This is a genomic window from Streptomyces curacoi, from assembly GCF_001513975.1.
Taxonomy (GTDB): Bacteria; Actinomycetota; Actinomycetes; order Streptomycetales; family Streptomycetaceae; genus Streptomyces; species Streptomyces curacoi.
Genome location: NZ_KQ947999.1, coordinates 70,828 through 89,906, shown reverse-complemented (window position 1 = coordinate 89,906; position 19,079 = coordinate 70,828). Strand labels below are relative to the sequence as shown.

The following is a 19,079-nucleotide window of genomic DNA, read 5'->3' as shown; positions in this document are numbered from 1 at the left end:
GTAAACCTCAGCTTCCTCTCCCGGATGTGAGCGTTTCGGCCGGAAACAACCCCATCCGGTGCGCCACCGCGGCCGCTTCCCCCCTCCCTGAGACGCCGAGCTTGCCCAGAATGTTCGACACATGGACGCTCGCTGTCTTCGGCGAGATGAAGAGTTCCTCGGCGATCTGGCGGTTGGTGCGGCCGGCCGAGACCAGGCGGAGGACGTCGCGTTCCCGGGTGGTGAGGCCGAGGGAGTCGGCCGGGTCGGCCGGGGACTGGGGCGGGGCCGCCGTGAGGCTGAGGCGGGCCCGCTGGGCCAGGTGGGTCGTGGCGTCGGCCAGGGGGCGGGCGCGCAGGTGGGTGGCGGTGGCCCGGGTCAGGCGGAGCAGTTCCGTGGCGCGGGCGCGCTCGTCGTCGCCGCCGGTCGCGAGCAGCGCCTCGGCCAGGCGGTGGCGGACCTGGGCGAGATCGTAGGGGCGTTGCAGCGCCTCGAAGGCGGTGACCACGTCCGACCAGGTGTCGGGGGTGGCCCGGTTCTCGGCGCGGTCGAGTTCGGCCCGGGTCCACTTCTCGTACGCCAGCCAGACAGGCGCGCCCGTGGTGAGCTTGCGGACGGCCTCGAAGAGCCGTTCCAGGAAGGCGGCGCGGCCCTCCTGTGCGGCCGGCAGCGCATGGGCGCGGGCGTCGGACTCGGCGACGGCGGCGGCCAGCAGCAGCGGCCAGGCGTAGCGCTGGGTGCCGGGCGGGAAACCGGCGCTCATGGCCCGGTCGGCTTCCGCGCGGGCGTCGAGGAGGCGGCCCTCGGCGGCGGCTGTGCCGAGGGCGAGGTAGGACATCGGCAGATTGTTCTGCGGCATGGGGTCGTGGGTGCCGTAGGAGGCACGGGCTGCGGCCAGCTGCCGGGCGGCCTCGGGGACGTCGCCGCGGGCGAGCGCCAGGTGGGCGAGCGAGTTGGAGCCACCGCCGCGCGGCTTCGCGGACTGCCCGGCGCGCTGGGCGCTCATCGCGGCTTCGGCGGCCTCGTCCCAGCGGCCCAGGGAGAGCAGTGACTCGGCGAGGTTGGCCCAGACCCAGGCCTCGGAGTCGCGCAGGCCCATCTTCTGGGTCAGCCGCAGGCCCTCGTGCAGGATGCCGACGGCTTCCTCGGAGCGGCCGATGCCCTCCAGTATGGACGGCAGGTTCACATGGCTGCGGCCCACCACCGCGGTGAGGCCACGGGCCAGTACCTCGTCCCTGACCTCGTACATCTGGGCCAGTCCGGTCTCGATGTGGCCGGCGTCGACCATGAGTCCGCCGAGCGTGAGGCGGGCGTTGAGTTCGATGTCCTCGGCGCCGACCATGCGCGCGTACTCGACGGCCCGCTCGGCGGCAGACATGGCTTCGGGGCCGGGGCGGCGCAGCATCGACCAGTTGGCCGCGGTGGCCAGCACCTCGGCGTGCACCTCGGACGGGGGCAGGCCGCGCACCAGCTCCTGGGCGATGCCCAGCTCCTTCCAGCCGTCACCGCGGGCCTGGGCCTGGACCAGCCGGGAGCGCTGGACCCAGAACCAGGCGGCCCGCAACGGGTCGCCCTCCTCCTCCAGCAGGTGCAGCGCTCGCTTGGTGATCTTCAGGGCGCGTTCGCGCTCCCCGCACAGCCGCCCGGCGACCGCGGCCTCGGCCATCAGGTCGAGATAGCGCAGGGGTGTGCTCTCGGGGTCGCAGCCGCAGGGCGGATAGACCTCGGTGTAGTCGACGGGGCGCAGCGTGGCCCGGACCTCCTCGGGGGCGGTGTCCCACAGCTCCATGGCGCGTTCCAGCAGCCGCAGTTGCTCGGAGTGGGCGTGCCGGCGGCGGGCGGTGACGGAGGCGTCCAGGACGGCGGGCAGGGCCTTGGCGGGGTCGTGGGCGTGGTACCAGTAGCTGGCGAGCCGCATGACGCGCTCGTCGGCCGGGACGAGCGTCGGGTCGGCCTCCAGGGCTTCGGCGTAGCGGCGGTTGAGGCGGGAGCGCTCGCCGGGCAGCAGGTCGTCGCCGACGGCCTCGCGGACCAGGGAGTGGCGGAAGCGGTAGCCGTCGCCGCCGGGCGCGGCGATGAGGATGTTGGCGTTCACCGCGGCCCGCAGCGCCTCGATGAGGTCGTCCTCGGCGAGCCCGGCGACGGCGGCGAGCAGCCGGTACTCGACGGTGGAGCCGCCCTCGGCGACGATCCGGGCGACCCGCTGGGCGCTCTCGGGCAGTCCCTCGACGCGCACCAGGAGCAGATCGCGCAGGGAGTCGGTGAGGCCGGTGCAGGAGCCCTCGTGGGCGGCGACGGCGAGTTCCTCGACGAAGAAGGCGTTGCCGTCGGAGCGTTCGAAGATCTCGTCGACCTGGGCCGGGTCGGGTTCGGTGGCGAGGATGCCGGCGATCTGACGGCCGACCTCGGCGCGGTTGAAGCGGCCGAGTTCGATCCGGCGGACCGTGCGCAGCCGGTCGAGTTCGGCGAGGAGGGGGCGCAGCGGGTGGCGGCGGTGGATGTCGTCGGAGCGGTAGGTGGCCAGGACGACGAGGCGGCCGGTGCGCAGGGTGCGGAAGAGGTAGGCGAGGAGGTGACGGGTGGAGGCGTCGGCCCAGTGCAGGTCCTCCAGGGCGACGACGACCGTGCGGTCGGCGGCGACGCGCTCCAGCAGGCGGGCGGTGAGTTCGAAGAGGCGGGCCATGCCCTCCTCGTCCGACCGGTCGGCGGTCGCCTCGCCCAGCTCCGGCAGCAGCCGGGCCAGTTCCTCCTCCTGGCCGGTGGCAGCGGCGGCCAGTTCCTCGGGCAGTTCCCGGCGCAGGGCGCGCAGCGCGGTGGAGAACGGGGCGAACGGCAGCCCGTCGGCGCCGATCTCGACGCAGCCGCCGAGCACGACGACGGCGCCCGCACGGCCGGCGACGGCGGCGAACTCCTCGACGAGACGGGTCTTTCCGACGCCGGCCTCACCGCCGATCACCAGCGCCTGCGGGTCGCCTCCGGTGGCGCGGGCGAGGGCGTCGTTCAGCGTCTCCAACTCGGCTGCGCGGCCGATGAACACGGGGCTGACGGACTTGGTCTCCACGGGGCCGAGCATCGCACGGGCCGCTGACAGTACGGCACCGGTTTTCGCCGGGCCCGGCGCCGACGGCGCTGTGTTCCAGGGGCTGCCGCCCTGCGCTTTCACGCGGTGCGCGGGTGCCGGTGCCTACGGCGGCGCGAGGTATGCGCCTCCGTCTCCGCCCCGTCCTCGGCGGAGCGGTTCGCGGCCTCCCGGCGCGCCGCGCGGCGGACGCGTACGGCTTCGCGGACCAGGCGCTCGTGCTCGGCCTGGCGGATCAGTTCGGCGGTACGGATGTGGTGGAGCTCGTACTCGTACATGGCAGGTCCCTTGTCTTCCCAGGTGAGAGGTGGGTTCGGCGTCGCTTGCCGCGATGCCTCAACCTTCCTCTCCCAGGCGGGTCCGCCACATCGGGAGAGTTCCGCATCTTCGGCGACGGGGCGGGGCCTTAGATACGCATGAGGGGCCTCAGAGCGCCGCCCGAGGTGCTTACGGCGGCTCTGAGACCCCTTGGGACCTGCGGTGACTCAGCCCGCCGACGGCAGGCCGAGCAGAACGCCGGTGTACTTGAGTACGGCCAGCAGCAGTCCGATGACGCCGAGCGCGACGCCGCCCCAGGCGACCGACTTGATCCACGGGGCCTGCGGCTTGCCGGGCGCGCCGAACGCGGGCCGGGCGAGCACCACGACGCCGACGATCAGCGCGGCCAGCGCGAACAGACCCGCCCACAGCGCGGAGGTCTGCCAGGCGTCGCCGTAGACCTCCTTGATCTGCTTGGCGACACCGGCGTTCGAGGCGGTCTCCAGCTGGCCGATGAGGGTCTCGCGCGCGGCGGCGACCGTGCCGATCCAGCCACCCGTCAGCGAGACGACGCCGAGTGCCGCGGCGACGACCGCGCCCGCACCCTGGCCGACGCCGGACGGGCCCGCTTCGGGGGCCTCAGCGGTCACCTCGTCCCCGGCCACGGCCTCGTCGTTCTCCGTCACCTCGGCGGCGTCGGTGGTCTCGGCCGTCTTGACGGTGTCCACCTTCTCCTCGTCGGTCTTCACCGCGGTGCCGGTGTCGGCGCCGGTCTCGTCCACTGTCTTCGTTCCCATGCCTCGCACCGTACGGACGCTGTCTGAGAGCTCTCTTAATGATCGAAAGGGGTCTTGATGATCGAGAGGGCTCTTAATGATCGTTGTGAGCGGCACGCGCGCGTGCCTCACGCCACTCGGGGGCCAGGATCGACCACACCTCCAGGTCGTGCCGCACCCCACGATAGGGGTAGCTCTCCCGCCGCACGCCCTCGCGGGTCATGCCGAGGCGCCGGGCCACGTTCAGGCTGGGCGTGTTGCCGGCGGAGGCGATCCACTCGACGCGGTGGATGCCGCGCTGCTCGATCGCGAAGTCGATGAGCACACGCATCGCGCGCGTGACGAGCCCGCGCCCGGTGCCGGCGGGTTCCAGCCAGCAGCCGACCTCGCAGTTGCCGTTGTCCGCCTCGAAGTTGAGGAAGAGCACGCCGCCCACGAGCTTTCCGTCGAGCCAGAGGCCGTGCAGGGACCCGGTGTCGGCGGCGCGCATGTCGGCGTACCGCTGGAGTGCATCCCGCGCGGAGGCCACGTCGACGGCCTTGGCGCCGAAGGGGATGTACTGGTTGATGAACTCCCTGCCCCGCTCCAGGTGGGCCAGGAACTCCTCGGCGTGCCAGGGCTCCAGTGGGCGCAGTTCGGCTCCGTCGTCACCCAGCGATATCGCGTACATCCCGCTGTCGCTCCTCCTCCGCCAGCACGTCCGCCACCTCGGCGTCCGTCGCGGCGGCCAGCCTCTCATGGGCGGCACGGGATTCGGGCGGTTCGATGCTGATGCGGGGCATGCGCTTGTCGAGCCAGCGGGGAAGCCACCAGTTGGCGCCGCCGAGCATGTGCATGAGGGCGGGGACGAGGAGCGTGCGCAGGACGAAGGCGTCCAGGGCCACGGCGGCGGCGAGCGCGATGCCGAACATCGCGATCACGCGGTCGCCGCTGAGGACGAAGGCGAGGAAGACCGAGATCATGATGACCGCGGCGGAGTTGATCACCCGGCTGGTCTCGGCGAGCCCGACGCGGACGGCGCGGCGGTTGTCGCCGGTCTCCAGCCACTCCTCGTACATCCGGCTGACCAAGAAGACCTGGTAGTCCATGGAGAGGCCGAACAGCACCGACACCATGATGACCGGGAGGAAGGGCTCGATCGGGCCCGCGCGGCCGAGGCCGAGCAGCTCGCTCCCCCAGCCCCACTGGAAGATCGCGACGACGATGCCGAAGGCGGCGGCGACGGCTGCGACGTTCATCGCGGCGGCCTTCAGCGGGATGCCGACGGACCGGAAGGCGAGCAGGAGCAGCAGACAGCCGAGGCCGATGACGACACCGACGAACAGCGGCAGCTTGCCCACGATCACGTCGGCGAAGTCGTCGTAGCCGGCCGTCATGCCGCCGACGTGCACATCGAGGGAGGTGCCGGTCTCGGCGCGCGGCAGGACCTCGGAGCGCAGCCGGTCGACGAGGTCGCTGGTCTGCTGCGACTGCGGGGAGGACTCCGGTACGACGGTGAGGTACGCGGTGTCGCCGCCGGTGTTGTACGTCACCGGGGTCACCGAGGCGACGCCCTCGGTGGCGCGCAGGGTGCCGTCGAGGTTGTCGAGGGCGAGCTTGTCGTGGCCGCCGTCGACCTCGGTGACCAGGGTGAGGGGGCCGTTCACGCCGGGGCCGAAGCCGTCGGCGAGCAGGTCGTAGGCCTGGCGGGTGGTCGAGGTCTGCGGGTTGTTGCCCTGGTCGGAGGTGCCCAGGCGCAGGCCCAGGGTGGGCAGCGCCAGGACGGTGATGACGGCCAGGGCGATCGCGCCGAGCGCCTTGGGGTGGCGCTCCACGAACGCCGACCAGCGGGCGGCGAACCCGGTCGGCAGCTCCGGCTCGGGCCCGTGCTCCGCCAGTCGGCGCCGCTCGCGGCGGCTCAGGGCGCGCATGCCGATGAAGGACAGCAGGGCGGGCAGCAGGGTCACGGAGGCCGCGACCGTCAGGACCACGGTCAGCGAGGCGGCTATGGCGACGCCGTTGAGGAAGCTCAGCTGCAGGATCAGCATCCCGAGCAGGGCGATGCACACCGTGGCACCCGCGAAGACCACGGCCCGTCCGGTGGTCGCCACGGCGTTGGTGACCGACTCGGTGACGGACAGTCCCCGCTTCAGTCCGCGCCGGTGTCGGGTGACGATGAACAGCGCGTAGTCGATGCCGACGCCGAGCCCGATGAGCATGCCGAGCATGGGCGCGAAGTCGGCGACGGTCATGACGTGCCCGAGCAGCGCTGTCCCGGCGTACGCGGTGCCGACGCCGACCAGCGCGGTGGCGATGGGCAGCAGCGAGGCGGCGAGCGAGCCGAAGGCGAGGAACAGCACCACCGCGGCGACGGCCACGCCGACGACCTCGGCGAGGTGCCCCTCCGGCGACTCGGTCAGCCCTACGGCACTGCCGCCCAGCTCCACCTGGAGCCCGTCGGTCTCGGCGGCCTTGGCGGCGCTCACGACGGCCTGTGCCTCGCCCTTGTCGAGGTTCTCGGCGCTGTCGTCGAAGGTGACGGTGGCGTACGCCGTGTGCCCGTCCTCGCTGATCCCGGCGGCGCCCTGCTTGTCGTACGGGCTGTCCACGGCCGCGATGCCGGGCAGTTCGGCGATCTCGTCCAGGGTCCGCGTCATGGTCTGCTCGATGTCGGCGGCGCGGACGGTGCCGGACGTGGTGTGCCAGACGACGGTGTCGCTGTCGCCGCCGAGGCCGGGGAAGCCGTCCTCCAGCAGCTGGGTGGCGCGTCCCGACTCGGTGCCGGGTACCTGGTAGTCGTTCGAGTACGCGGAGCCCGCCACGGCCGCCGCCGCGGTCACCCCGCCGAAGGCCAGCAGCCACAGCAGAACGGCGAGGAGGCGGCGTTGGACACACCAGCGTGCGAGGGCTGCCACGAACGTGCTCCCAGGGATGGCGTTTTGTGGATCTTTGACCGGGAACAGTCGTTCATGAAGTGAACAGCCCGCAAAGAACGCATGAGCAATGTGAAGCAACTCTTGCAGGCAAGAATGATCGTTTGCCGAGTTCGTGGGGTTATTCACACCAGTGCGAGACAACTCACAGGACAGTTGACGGCACTTTGTCGCCCTGCGTGGCGCCTCTCACACGATTACGGCCACGCAACGGGAACTTCTCAGTCGAACTGGTCGCCCAGTGCCATCACCATCACCCCGGCGACGAGCAGCCACAGCGCCCGCCGGGTGCGCCCCCGGTTGCCGAGGAAGGCGGCGAGCGCGCAGACGGCGGCGCCGAAGGCGTAGGCGGCCGGGACGAGGGCCGGGGCGGAGCCGGTGGCGCGCAGCGTCGAGGCGGCCAGCCCGGCCAGGGTGAGCAGCGCCCCGGTCACGACCGCCGTCCAGCGGGCCCGCCGCGCCTCCCGCGCCGGGTCCTCGACGTCGTCCAAGGCCCGCGCGTCGCCCAGGTCGGACTGCTCCTCCCGTGTCTCGGCTATCTCGGAATCACCGCGTCCACTCATGGCGGGCGAGCGTAGCGCGTCGCGCTGGGAAACCGGATGCGGGGCGCGGGTGCGGGCTGCTAGCTTCCGAAGGTCAGCCATCCCGCGGCAGATATGCCGCCGACCTGGGCAGGTGCAGTGAATGAGTGTCCGGCCGAGCTCCTCCGTATCCCTTTCCGCTTTCCAGGACTCAAGGAGCCCGTTCACCGATGCCGGACACCACCCCGAGGACCTCGAGTGAGGACCTCACCAAGAGGCTGACCCACCCCCGCTACCCGCGCAGCAACCGCTACGACGCCCGCTGGGTCATCGACAACCAGATGGGCCCGAACGCGCTGTGGCTGCTGGAGTGGCTGGCCCCCGCCCTCGGCCTGGACGCCCTGCGCCCCGGCGCACGCGTCCTCGACCTGGGCTGCGGCCGGGCGATGACCTCGATCTTCCTGGCCAGGGAGTACGACGCCCAGGTCACCGCCGCCGACCTCTGGATCAAGCCCGACGAGAACGCCGAGCGCGTCACCGAGGCCGGTTTCGCCGACCGTGTGCTGCCCGTGCACACCGAGGCGCACGACCTGCCGTTCGCCGAGGGCAGCTTCGACACGATCGTGAGCATCGACGCGTACCAGTACTTCGGCACGAACGATCTCTATCTGCCCAGCCTGACGCGGCTGCTCAAGCCGGGCGGACGGATCGGTGTCGTGGTACCGGCACTGCGTGAGGAGCCGGAGGGCGTCGAACCGCCGGCCCACCTCGCGCAGTGGTGGCAGCCGGACTTCTGGTGCTTCCACACCGCCGACTGGTGGCGTCGGCACTGGACCCGCAGCGGGGCCGTCGAGGTCGAGGCGGCCGACTGGCTGGAGGACGGCTGGCGGGACTGGCTGCTGTGGTGCGATGTGATCGCCGAGGAGAGCCCGGAGGAGCTCCATCGCACGATGGCCCGAGAGGTCGGCGAGATGGTGCGGGCGGACGAGGGCCGCGCGCTGGGCTTCGTACGACTCGTAGGACGTCGTCTGTGAGGTGACATGACTCGGGGGGGATGCGCCGGTACGACGGCACATCCCCCCGAGTCGTGTGCTCAGCCCTCGCTGACGCCCAGCTTCTCCAGGATCAGCTCCTTGACGCGGGCCGCGTCGGCCTGGCCGCGCGTGGCCTTCATGACCGCGCCGACCAGGGCGCCGGCGGCGGCCACCTTGCCGCCGCGGATCTTGTCCGCGATGGCCGGGTTGCCGGCGATGGCCTCGTCCACGGCGGTGGTGAGCGCACCCTCGTCGGAGACGACCTTCAGACCACGCTTCTCGACGACCTCATCAGGGGTGCCCTCGCCCTTGAGCACGCCGTCGATGACCTGGCGGGCCAGCTTGTCGTTGAGGGAGCCCTCGGCGACCAGCGAGGTCACCCGGGCGACCTGCTCGGGCGTGATCGGCAGCAGCTCCAGGGACATGCTGGTCTCGTTGGCCGTACGGGCCAGCTCACCCATCCACCACTTGCGGGCGGAGGCGGCGTCGGCCCCGGCCTCGATGGTGGCGACGATCGGCTCCAGCGCACCGGCGTTGAGGATCGCCTGCATGTCGGTGGCGGAGATCCCCCACTCCTCACGGAGCCGGTTGCGGCGCACCAGCGGCAACTCCGGGAGCCCGGCGCGCAGTTCCTCGACCCACTCGCGGGTCGGGGCGACCGGGACGAGGTCGGGCTCCGGGAAGTACCGGTAGTCCTCGGCCTCTTCCTTCACCCGGCCCGAGGTCGTGGACCCCGTGTCCTCGTGGAAGTGACGGGTCTCCTGGACGATCGTCCCACCGCTGCTGAGCACGGCGGCGTGGCGCTGGATCTCGTAACGGCAGGCCCGCTCCACCGAACGCAGCGAGTTGACGTTCTTCGTCTCGGAGCGCGTGCCGAACTTGTCCGAGCCCTTCGGCATCAGCGACAGGTTCACGTCGCAGCGCATCTGGCCCATCTCCATACGGGCCTCGGAGACGCCGAGCGCCTTGATGAGCTCGCGCAGCTCACGGACGTACGCCTTCGCCACCTCGGGGGCGCGCTCGCCCGCGCCGACGATCGGCTTGGTGACGATCTCGATCAGCGGGATGCCGGCGCGGTTGTAGTCCAGCAGCGAGTGCGAGGCGCCGTGGATACGGCCCGTCGCGCCGCCGACGTGCGTCGACTTGCCGGTGTCCTCCTCCATGTGGGCGCGCTCGATCTCCACGCGGAAGGTCTCGCCGTCCTCCAGCTGTACGTCGAGGTAGCCGTTGAAGGCGATCGGCTCGTCGTACTGGGAGGTCTGGAAGTTCTTCGGCATGTCCGGATAGAAGTAGTTCTTCCGGGCGAAGCGGCACCACTCGGCGATCTCGCAGTTCAGCGCGAGACCGATCTTGATCGCGGACTCGACGCCGGTCGCGTTGACGACCGGGAGCGAGCCGGGCAGGCCGAGGCAGGTGGGACAGGTCTGGGTGTTCGGCTCGGCGCCCAGCGCGGTCGAACAGCCGCAGAACATCTTGGTCTTGGTGCCGAGTTCGACATGGACCTCAAGGCCCATGACGGGGTCGTACGACGCCAGCGCGTCCTCGTACGACACCAGGTCGGTCGTGGTGGTCACGGTGAAACTTCCCTCTCAGCCCAGCAGGACGTCGTCGTCGCCGAGACGCTTCAGCTCGCGGTACAGGATGGCGAGGTTGGTGACGACAGCGGCGCCCGTCACGACGGCGTCGATCAGCCGCAGCGTGTCGTTGTCGGTGCGGGCCTTCTTGATCTGCTTGACGACACCGATCACGCCGAAGGCCGACGTGGCCATCGACACATACAGACCGGACTTGGACTTCTTGAAGCCCTTGGCCTTGGACAGTGCCTTGCTCACAGCGACGGAGCCTCCTCGATCAGCGGGTGACCCCACTTTTCCACGAAGGCCGCCTCGACGGCCGCGCCGACCTTGTACAGGCGGTCGTCCTTCATCGCCGGGGCGATGATCTGCAGGCCGACCGGAAGGTTGTCCTCCGGGGCGAGACCGCACGGGAGCGACATGGCCGCGTTGCCCGCGAGGTTCGTGGGGATGGTGCACAGGTCGGCGAGGTACATCGCCATCGGGTCGTCGGCGCGCTCGCCGATCGGGAAGGCGGTGGTCGGAGTCGTGGGGGACACGATCACGTCGACCTGCTCGAAGGCCTTCTCGAAGTCGCGCGTGATGAGCGTGCGGACCTTCTGGGCGCTGCCGTAGTAGGCGTCGTAGTAGCCGGAGCTCAGCGCGTACGTGCCGAGCATGATGCGGCGCTTGACCTCGGGGCCGAAGCCGTCCGCGCGGGTGATCGAGGTGACCTCCTCGGCGGAGTGCGTGCCGTCGTCGCCGGTCCGCAGGCCGTAGCGCAGGCCGTCGAAGCGGGCGAGGTTGGAGGAGCACTCCGAGGGCGCGATCAGGTAGTACGCCGACAGCGCGAGGTCGAAGGACGGGCAGTCCAGCTCGACGATCTCGGCGCCCAGTTCCTTCAGCAGTTCGACGGACTCGTCGAAGCGCTGGATGACACCGGCCTGGTAGCCCTCGCCGCGGAACTGCTTGACGACACCGACGCGCATCCCGGCGACGCTGCCGTTGCGGGCCGCCTCGACGACCGGCGGGACCGGGGCGTCGATGGAGGTGGAGTCGAGCGGGTCGTGCCCGGCGATGACCTCGTGCAGGAGGGCCGCGTCCAGGACCGTACGGGCACAGGGGCCGCCCTGGTCGAGGGAGGACGAGAACGCCACCATGCCGTAGCGGGAGACCGCGCCGTACGTCGGCTTCACACCGACCGTGCCGGTGACGGCGGCCGGCTGGCGGATGGAGCCGCCGGTGTCGGTACCGATGGCGAGCGGGGCCTGGAAGGAGGCGAGCGCGGCGGAGGAGCCGCCGCCGGAGCCGCCGGGGATCTTGGTGAGATCCCAGGGGTTGCCGGTGGGGCCGAAGGCGCTGTTCTCCGTGGAGGACCCCATGGCGAACTCGTCCATGTTGGTCTTGCCGAGGATGACGACGTCGGCGGCCTTCAGCTTCTTGGTGAGGGTCGCGTCGTACGGCGGGATCCAGCCTTCGAGGAACTTCGAACCGACGGTCGTCGGGACGCCCTCGGTGGTGAAGATGTCCTTGAGCGCGAGGGGGACGCCGGCCAGCGGACCGAGCTTCTCCCCGTTGGCCCGCTTCTCGTCGACGGCACGGGCCTGGGCGAGGGCGCCCTCGCGGTCGACGTACAGGAAGGCGTGCACCTTCTCGTCGACGGCCTCGATGCGGGCCAGGTGGGCCTCGGTGACCTCGACCGCGGTGAGCTCGCCGGATGCGATCTTCGCGGCGGTCTCGGCGGCGGTGAGCTTGATGATGTCCGTCATGGCGATCAGTCCTCCCCCAGGATCTGCGGCACCTTGAAACGCTGCTGCTCCTGGGCCGGGGCGCCGGAGAGCGCCTGCTCGGGGTTGAGCGACGGACGGACCTCGTCCGCCCGCATGACGTTCGTCAGCGGGAGCGGGTGCGAGGTCGGCGGTACGTCTTGGTCGGCGACCTCACTGACGCGGGCCACCGCGCCGATGATGTCGTCCAGCTGGCCTGCGAAGTGGTCGAGCTCTTCGGGCTTCAGCTCCAGACGCGCCAGCCGGGCGAGGTGGGCGACCTCCTCGCGCGTGATGCCAGGCATGCAGCGATCCTCTGGGGTGAGTGTGTGTGGTTTGGGGCCAATCCTATGGGGCGGGGGCCTCCGGCCGTTAAACGGTTTCCCGGGGGCGTGGCCCGGCCGCGGCGGACGGGGGTGCCGGGCCAGGACTTCGTCGGTCTGCGGCGCCGTCGTGGCTGGTCGCGCCCACGCGGCGGAGCCGCATGGAGATCCAGCCCCGCGCCCCCTGAGGGGCGCGCTGTCGCGCAGGCAGGCCGAGACTGTTACTCCGCGGCCGGCAGAGCCGCCCTTGGCCGCTGCCACCCGCGCGACCCCCGTGCCCGCAGCCACGCCGTCGTCTCCTCGGGCGGCATCGCCGCCGCCACCAGCCAGCCCTGTACGGCGTCGCAGCCCAGATCCCGCAGCCGTTCCCATGTCTCGTCGTCCTCGACGCCCTCGGCGACCACGAGCAGGCCCAGCGAATGCGCCAGCTCCACCGTGCAGCGCACGATCGCCGCGTCCTCGGCGTCCACCGCGAGCCGGGCCACGAACGAGCGGTCGATCTTCAGCTCGCTCACGGGCAGCCGTCTCAGATGCACGAGGGAGGAGTACCCCGTGCCGAAGTCGTCCAGGGACATCTTCACGCCGTGCCCGGTCAGCCCGGCGAGGGTGTCCGCGGCCCGCTGCGGGTCCTCCAGCAGGACGTGTTCCGTTATCTCCAGTTGGAGCGCTCCCGCCGGGACCCCGTGCCGGGCGAGCCGCGCGGCGACGGAGCCCGCGAATCCGGGGGTGTGGACATCACGCGGAGAGACGTTGACCGCGACGGGCACGTACAGGCCCTGCGACCGCCACTGGGCCACCTGCCCGAGCGCCGTCTCCAGCACGTACTCCGTCAGATGCGGCATCAGCCCCGAGGACTCGGCGATCGCTATGAACTCGTCCGGCGGCACCTTCCCGCGCTCGGGATGCACCCAGCGGACCAGGGCCTCAAGGCCGGCGACCTGCCCGTCGAAGCGGACCTTCGGCTGGTAGTGCAGCTCGACCTCGTGCGCGTCGAGGGCCCGGCGCAGATCCCCCAGCAGGCCCAGCCGGTCCGGGGTGTTGGAGTCCCGCTTCGACTCGTAGACCTCCACGCCCGTACGGTCCCGTTTCGCCTGGTACATCGCCACGTCCGCGCGCCGCAGCATGCCCTCGGCGTCGAGGGCGTGGTCGGGGAAGACGGCGACGCCGGCGCTGGCCTCCAGGACCAGCGTGAGTCCGTCGAGATCGAGCGGGGAGCTCAGGGCGGCGACGAGGCCGCGGGCGACCCGGGTCGCGGACGTGGTGGAGTCGGCGACCGGCAGTAAGACGGCGAACTCGTCACCGCCGAGCCGTGCGGCCTCCGCTCCGCGCGGCAGGGCCAGGCGCAGCCGGTCCGCTATCTGCAGCAGCAACCGGTCGCCGGCGAGATGACCGAGGGTGTCGTTGACCGACCGGAAACGGTCGAGGTCGATCAGCATCAGGGCGGACCGGGCGCCGATGCGCTCGGCGTCGTCGAGCGCGGTCCAGATGCGTTCCAGCAGCCACTGCCGGTTGGGCAGCCCGGTCAGCGGATCGCGCAGCTGCTCCTCGGCCCGGGCCCGGGCGATCCACAGGGTGGAGTCGAGGGCGATGAGGGGGATGGAGAACAGCGGCAGCAGGAGGGGCTTGGCGATGGCGACCACGCACACCAGCGGTGCGATGCCGAGCAGTGCGACCGCGACCAGTCCCTGTCTGACCAGGGCGGTGCGGGCGACGGTGGGCAGGCCGCCGCGCGGGGCGTGCAGATACCAGAGCAGGACGCGGGTGACCGAGAGATAGGCGGCGGCGACGAGCGCCACGCCGGGGGCGGTGTAGAGCGTCCAGGTGTCGGGGTTCCAGGGGTTCTCGACGGTTGGTACGCGGCCGAAGGCGGCCAGCACGAGGGCCCCGGCGGCGATGCCGAGGATGTCCACCGCGCCGTGCAGCACGCCCTGCCGCCAGCGGCCCCGGCGGGCGATGCCGACCAGGACGACGACGGTGAGGCTGACCATGCCCGCGGGCACCCAGCCGTACAGCATCAGCACGGCGAGGGTGAGGGCGGCGCCGGAGCCGGTGCCGCCCCACCAGCGGGCCCGGCCGAGTGCGACGAGGTGGCCGACGATGATGCCGGTCAGCACGGCCAGGGACCAGCCGACGGTGCCGGACGGGAAGAGGGCGTGGCCGCCGGTGAACGCCCGGTAGAACCCGGCGCCGAGGACGAACCCGGCCACCGCGACGACCGCCGCGGGCAGCGCGGGCCAGGACAGGTGACGTTCAGGATCGGAGCCCGGCAGCCCGGCGGTGCGCTCGGCGCCGAACTGCACGGCGGGGCGGCCGTCCGCCGCGGTGGGCCGACCGGCGGCGCGCCCGGCGTCTCTTTCCGCGCGCGAACGCTCCACGGTCCGCGTCGCCCACCCCCGCCACGCGCCGGCCATCCGGCGCAGCCGTGAGTCCGGGGCGGCGCTCTCGGTCGGTTCCATTCCCGTCCCTCTCACAGCCGGCGGTGCCCACGCCACGCGGCCCGATGCCCGACAACAACCCTCAACGGCACCGCGTTGGAAAACCCTTCCCCTCGCCCTTCAAGGCTCTTCAAGAGCAAGGGGATGCCCCAACCGCAGCTGGGCACGGCAGGCGCACACCTCAACAGTAGGCCGCACAAGGCTCCCACGGGCAGCGGTCGTCGACGGTTGCCCGAATGCGCCCCAGCCACCCGTATGCATCTGGTATGCGCCGATCAGGGGGTCTTCAACCGCTACTCCGCTACGGGGAGGGCAACTTCGGCCGCCGCGTCGGGGCCCTGTTCCAGCAGGACGTTGAAGCCGTCCTCGTTCAGCACAGGCACCTTGAGCTGCATGGCCTTGTCGTACTTGGACCCAGGACTGTCGCCCACGACGACGAAAGACGTCTTCTTCGAGACAGAACCGGTCACCTTCGCTCCGCGGCTCTGCAGCGCCTCCTTGGCGCCGTCGCGGGTGAAGTGCTCCAGCGTGCCGGTGACGACGACGGTAAGCCCTTCCAGGGGGCGCGGTCCCTCGTCCTCGCCGGTCGACTCGTCCTCCAGCGGTACGCCGGCGGCCTTCCACTTGCGGACGATCTCGCGGTGCCAGTCCTCGGCGAACCACTCCTTGAGCGCGGCGGCGATGATGGGACCGACGCCGTCGGTGGTCGCCAACTCCTCCTCGGTCGCCTGCTCGATGCGGTCGATCGAGCGGAACTCGCGCGCGAGGGCCTGCGCCGCCACCGGTCCGACGTGCCGGATGGACAGCCCGTTGAGGAACCGGGCGAGCGGGCGCTGCTTGGCCGCCTCGATGTTCTCCAGCAGGGCCAGGGTGTTCTTCTTCGGCTCGCCCTTCTGGTTGGCGAACACCGTGACGACCTTCTCCTCGCCCGTCTTGGGGTCCCGCTTGGGCAGACCGCTGTCCGGATCGAGGACGTAGGCCTTGATGGGCAGCAGCTTCTCCACCGTCAGGTCGAAAAGGTCGCCCTCGTCGACCAACGGCGGGTCGGCCGGCTCGAGCGGGCGGGTGAGCGCGGCAGCGGCCACATCTCCGAAGTGCTCGATGTCCAGGCACTCGCGACCCGCGAGGTAGGAGACACGCTCGCGCAACTGGGCCGGGCAGGTGCGGGCGTTGGGGCAGCGGAGGTCGACGTCGCCCTCCTTCATGGGCCTGAGCGCCGTACCGCACTCGGGGCACTCGCTCGGCATCACGAACTCCCGCTCGCTGCCGTCACGCAGATCGACGACCGGGCCGAGGATCTCCGGGATGACGTCACCAGCCTTGCGCAGCACCACCGTGTCGCCGATGAGGACGCCCTTGGCCTTGACGATCTCCTGGTTGTGCAGGGTGGCGAACTCGACCTCGCTGCCCGCGACCGTGACGGGCTCGACCTGGGCGTACGGCGTCACCCGACCGGTGCGGCCGACGCCCACCTTGATGTCGATGAGCTTGGTGTTGACCTCTTCCGGCGCGTACTTGTAGGCGATCGCCCAACGCGGGGCGCGCGCTGTGGAGCCGAGCCGTCCCTGCAGACGGATCTCGTCCAGCTTGACCACGACTCCGTCGATCTCGTGCTCCACGGAGTGGCGGTTCTCACCGAAGTACGCGATGAACTCGCGTACGCCGTCAAGGTCGTCGACCACCTTGTTGTGGCGGGCGGTGGGCAGGCCCCAGGACTTCAGCAGGTCGTAGGCCTCGGAGAGACGGGTCATGCCGTCGAAGCCCTCCAGGGCGCCGATGCCGTGGACGACCATGTGCAGCGGGCGCGTGGCGGTGACGCGCGGGTCCTTTTGCCGCAGCGAACCGGCGGCGGCGTTGCGGGGGTTGGCGAAGGGCTTGTCACCGGCGGCGACCAAGCGCTCGTTGAGGTCGAGGAACTTCTCCATCGGGAAGTAGACCTCCCCCCGGATCTCCACCAGTTCGGGGACCTGCTCGCCCTTCAGGCGGTCCGGGATCTCCGCGATCGTACGGACATTCGGGGTGATGTCCTCGCCGGTGCGGCCGTCGCCGCGGGTGGCCGCGCGCGTGAGGCGGCCCTTTTCGTAGGTGAGGTTGACGGCTAGTCCGTCGACCTTCAGCTCACACAGGAAGTGGTACTCCTGGTCGCCCAGCTCCCTGGCGATGCGGTCGGCCCAGGCGGCGAGGTCGTCGTCGTTGAAGGTGTTGTCGAGCGAGAGCATGCGCTGGCGGTGCTCGACCGCCGTGAAATCCGTCTCGTACGACCCCGCGACCTTCTGGGTCGGCGAGTCCGGCGTACGCAGCTCCGGATACTCCCCCTCCAGTGCCTCCAGGGAACGCAGGAGCTTGTCGAACTCCGCGTCGCTGATGACGGGAGCGTCCTTCACGTAGTACCGGAAGCGGTGCTCCTCGATCTGCTCCGCCAGCTGCGCGTGCTTCTCGCGGGCCTCGGCGGGCACCGCCGTCGTCTCCGCTTGCTTGTCGCCGGCCACCGTGTTGTCCTCCCGTTACTCTGGGTTGTCAGCGAGGGATCTCGCCGCCCGGACGCAGTGGGCGAGGGCCCCACGCGCGTACTCCGGGGAGGCCCCCGCGAGTCCGCACGACGGCGTGAGGGTGACCGCCTCCGCGAGAAGCCCCGGTGACAGCCCCAGCCTGCGCCACAGCGTCCTGACACCCATGACGCTACCGGCAGGGTCTGACAACGGGCCGTCCGTGCCCGGGACGACACCTGCGAAGAGCCGGGTGCCCGCTTCCACCGCCTCGCCGATCGCGTCGTCGTCACGCTCGGTGAGGAGCGAGAAGTCGAAGGAGATCGCCGCCGCGCCCGCCCGGCGCAGCAGGGCGAACGGGACGTCCGGTGCGCACGAGTGGACCACGACCGGGCCGTCGCCGTTAACCCCGACGACGTCGCGGAGGGTGGCCTCGACGACCTGCCGGTCGACGGCACGGTGGGCCCGGTAACCGCTGGCGGTCTTCACCTGTCCGCGCAGTACCGCCACGAGGGAGGGCTCGTCGAGCTGGAGGACGAGCTGGGCTCCGGGTACGCGCCGCCCGACCTCCTCCAGATGCAGCCGCAGCCCCTCGGCAAGCGAGGCGGCGAGGTCGCGGCAGGCGCCGGCGTCGGAGAGGGCGGCCTCGCCGTTCTTCAGCTCCAGCGCGGCGGCCAACGTCCACGGCCCCACGGCCTGGACCTTCAGCGGACCCTCGTACCCCTGGGTGAACTCCTCCAGCGCGTCGAGGTCCTCCCCCAGCCACGACCGGGCCCGCTTGGTGTCCCGCCCCGGCCGGTCGCCGATCCGCCATCCGCTGGGCTCCACGCGCGCGTACAGCTCGACGAGCATCCCGGCGGTCCGCCCGATCATGTCCGCGCCGGGGCCGCGGGCGGGGAGCTCGGCGAGGAACGGGAAGTCCTCGAAGGAGCCGGTGACGGTCTTGGCGGTCTCGCGGGGGTCGCCGCCGGGCATGGAGCCGATGCCGGTGGCTGGGCCGAAACGAATGTCTGCGTTCACATGTGCAGCCTATGTTTTCGCCCCCGCCGCCCCTACCCTTCCCGTCCCTGGGGGCCTGCGGCCCCCAGACCCCCGCTTCGGCCCTGAACGGGCCTCGTCCTCAAACGCCGGACGGGCTGGCAAGTCAGCCCCTCCGGCGTTTGAGGAGCGGGGGTCCAGGGGGCGGAGGGGCGGCAGCCCCTGGAGGATGGGACGGGTAGGGGCGGCGGGGGCGAAAAACCTCTCCGGGCCGCCCGTCTCAGCGCCCCGGTCGCACCGTCAGATCGTTGACCTCCGCGTCCCTGGGCAGGTCGATCGCCATCAGGATCGTCGTCGCCACCGACTCGGGGTCGATCCACTTCGCGGGGTCGTACTCCTTGCCCTCCTGCTGGTGGACCTTCGCCTGCATGGGGCTGGCCGTGCGGCCGGGGTAGACCGAGGTGACGCGGATGCCGTTGGCGTGCTCCTCGTGGCGGAGCGAGTCCGCCAGGGCCTTCAGACCGTGCTTGGACGCCGCGTAGGCGGACCAGTCGGCATGGGCGTTGAGGCCCGCGCCGGAGTTCACGAAGACCACGTGGCCGCGGGTGGCGCGGAGTTGGGGCAGGAAGTGGCGGGTCAGTTCGGCCGGGGAGATCAGGTTGACGTTGAGCTGGTGGCGCCAGGACTTCGGGGTCAGGTCGCCCACCGGGCCCAGGTCGACGACGCCGGCGATGTGGAGCAGGGAGTCCACCCGGTCCGGGAGCGTCTGGTGGGAGAAGGCCCAGGACAGCTTGTCCGGGTCCGCCAGGTCGCCGACCAGCGTCTGCGCGCCGGGGAACTCCGCCGCCAGTTCCTTGGCGCGGCCCGCGTCGCGCGCGTGGAGGACGAGATCGTCCCCGCGCGCGTGCAGACGGCGGGCGACGGCCGCACCGATGCCGGAACCCGCTCCGGTGATCACATGAGTAGCCATGCCCGCCAT

15 protein-coding genes are annotated in these 19,079 nt (G+C 71.3%); 1 reads left to right on the top strand and 14 read right to left on the bottom strand.

Going from position 1 to position 19,079, the window contains the following annotated elements:
• Nucleotides 1-7 precede the first annotated feature (7 nt).
• The 6 genes from AQI70_RS35930 to AQI70_RS35905 form a co-directional block, all read right to left on the bottom strand.
• Nucleotides 8-3,052 (bottom strand): helix-turn-helix transcriptional regulator, encoded by a 3,045-nt coding sequence (locus AQI70_RS35930; RefSeq protein WP_062156642.1) that lies wholly within the window; start codon nucleotides 3,050-3,052, stop codon nucleotides 8-10.
• A gap of 86 nt (nucleotides 3,053-3,138) precedes the next feature.
• Nucleotides 3,139-3,336, bottom strand: coding sequence for a hypothetical protein (locus AQI70_RS35925; RefSeq protein ID WP_062156641.1), 198 nt, complete (start codon nucleotides 3,334-3,336; stop codon nucleotides 3,139-3,141).
• Nucleotides 3,337-3,543: 207 nt separating this feature from the next.
• Nucleotides 3,544-4,113 (bottom strand): hypothetical protein, encoded by a 570-nt coding sequence (locus AQI70_RS35920; RefSeq protein WP_062156640.1) that lies wholly within the window; start codon nucleotides 4,111-4,113, stop codon nucleotides 3,544-3,546.
• A gap of 73 nt (nucleotides 4,114-4,186) precedes the next feature.
• On the bottom strand, nucleotides 4,187-4,762 hold the full coding sequence (locus AQI70_RS35915) for a GNAT family N-acetyltransferase (protein WP_062156639.1): 576 nt from the start codon (nucleotides 4,760-4,762) through the stop codon (nucleotides 4,187-4,189).
• Nucleotides 4,740-6,986: an MMPL family transporter gene (locus AQI70_RS35910; protein WP_062156638.1), complete on the bottom strand. Its 2,247-nt coding sequence runs from the start codon at nucleotides 6,984-6,986 to the stop codon at nucleotides 4,740-4,742. Before AQI70_RS35910 ends, AQI70_RS35915 begins: the two co-directional genes overlap by 23 nt.
• 239 nt (nucleotides 6,987-7,225) lie before the next feature.
• Nucleotides 7,226-7,567, bottom strand: coding sequence for a hypothetical protein (locus AQI70_RS35905; RefSeq protein WP_062156637.1), 342 nt, complete (start codon nucleotides 7,565-7,567; stop codon nucleotides 7,226-7,228).
• 188 nt (nucleotides 7,568-7,755) lie between these two features.
• On the opposite strand from AQI70_RS35905, the gene AQI70_RS35900 reads away from it, so the two are divergent.
• Nucleotides 7,756-8,559: an SAM-dependent methyltransferase gene (locus tag AQI70_RS35900; RefSeq protein ID WP_062156636.1), complete on the top strand. Its 804-nt coding sequence runs from the start codon at nucleotides 7,756-7,758 to the stop codon at nucleotides 8,557-8,559.
• Nucleotides 8,560-8,618: 59 nt separating this feature from the next.
• On the opposite strand, the gene gatB is transcribed toward AQI70_RS35900, so the two are convergent.
• The 8 genes from gatB to AQI70_RS35860 all read right to left on the bottom strand — a co-directional run bounded on the left by gatB (nucleotide 8,619) and on the right by AQI70_RS35860 (nucleotide 19,070).
• Nucleotides 8,619-10,133, bottom strand: coding sequence for an Asp-tRNA(Asn)/Glu-tRNA(Gln) amidotransferase subunit GatB (gene gatB / locus AQI70_RS35895; protein ID WP_062156635.1), 1,515 nt, complete (start codon nucleotides 10,131-10,133; stop codon nucleotides 8,619-8,621).
• A 15-nt stretch (nucleotides 10,134-10,148) separates the two neighbouring features.
• Nucleotides 10,149-10,391, bottom strand: a complete 243-nt coding sequence (locus AQI70_RS35890) for a hypothetical protein (RefSeq protein ID WP_062156634.1) — start codon at nucleotides 10,389-10,391, stop codon at nucleotides 10,149-10,151.
• On the bottom strand, nucleotides 10,388-11,881 hold the full coding sequence (gene gatA, locus AQI70_RS35885; protein WP_062156633.1) for an Asp-tRNA(Asn)/Glu-tRNA(Gln) amidotransferase subunit GatA: 1,494 nt from the start codon (nucleotides 11,879-11,881) through the stop codon (nucleotides 10,388-10,390). The genes AQI70_RS35890 and gatA overlap by 4 nt, the downstream gene beginning before the upstream one ends.
• Nucleotides 11,882-11,886: 5 nt before the next feature.
• Nucleotides 11,887-12,183, bottom strand: a complete 297-nt coding sequence (gene gatC, locus AQI70_RS35880; RefSeq protein ID WP_003997691.1) for an Asp-tRNA(Asn)/Glu-tRNA(Gln) amidotransferase subunit GatC — start codon at nucleotides 12,181-12,183, stop codon at nucleotides 11,887-11,889.
• Between the two features lie 239 nt (nucleotides 12,184-12,422).
• Nucleotides 12,423-14,657: a putative bifunctional diguanylate cyclase/phosphodiesterase gene (locus tag AQI70_RS35875; protein ID WP_062156632.1), complete on the bottom strand. Its 2,235-nt coding sequence runs from the start codon at nucleotides 14,655-14,657 to the stop codon at nucleotides 12,423-12,425.
• A gap of 272 nt (nucleotides 14,658-14,929) precedes the next feature.
• Nucleotides 14,930-17,125, bottom strand: coding sequence for an NAD-dependent DNA ligase LigA (gene ligA / locus AQI70_RS35870; RefSeq protein WP_062156631.1), 2,196 nt, complete (start codon nucleotides 17,123-17,125; stop codon nucleotides 14,930-14,932).
• 15 nt (nucleotides 17,126-17,140) lie between these two features.
• On the bottom strand, nucleotides 17,141-18,142 hold the full coding sequence (locus tag AQI70_RS35865) for a methionine synthase (protein ID WP_079051619.1): 1,002 nt from the start codon (nucleotides 18,140-18,142) through the stop codon (nucleotides 17,141-17,143).
• A gap of 238 nt (nucleotides 18,143-18,380) precedes the next feature.
• Nucleotides 18,381-19,070 (bottom strand): SDR family oxidoreductase, encoded by a 690-nt coding sequence (locus AQI70_RS35860; protein ID WP_208607508.1) that lies wholly within the window; start codon nucleotides 19,068-19,070, stop codon nucleotides 18,381-18,383.
• Between the last annotated feature and the right edge of the window lie 9 nt (nucleotides 19,071-19,079).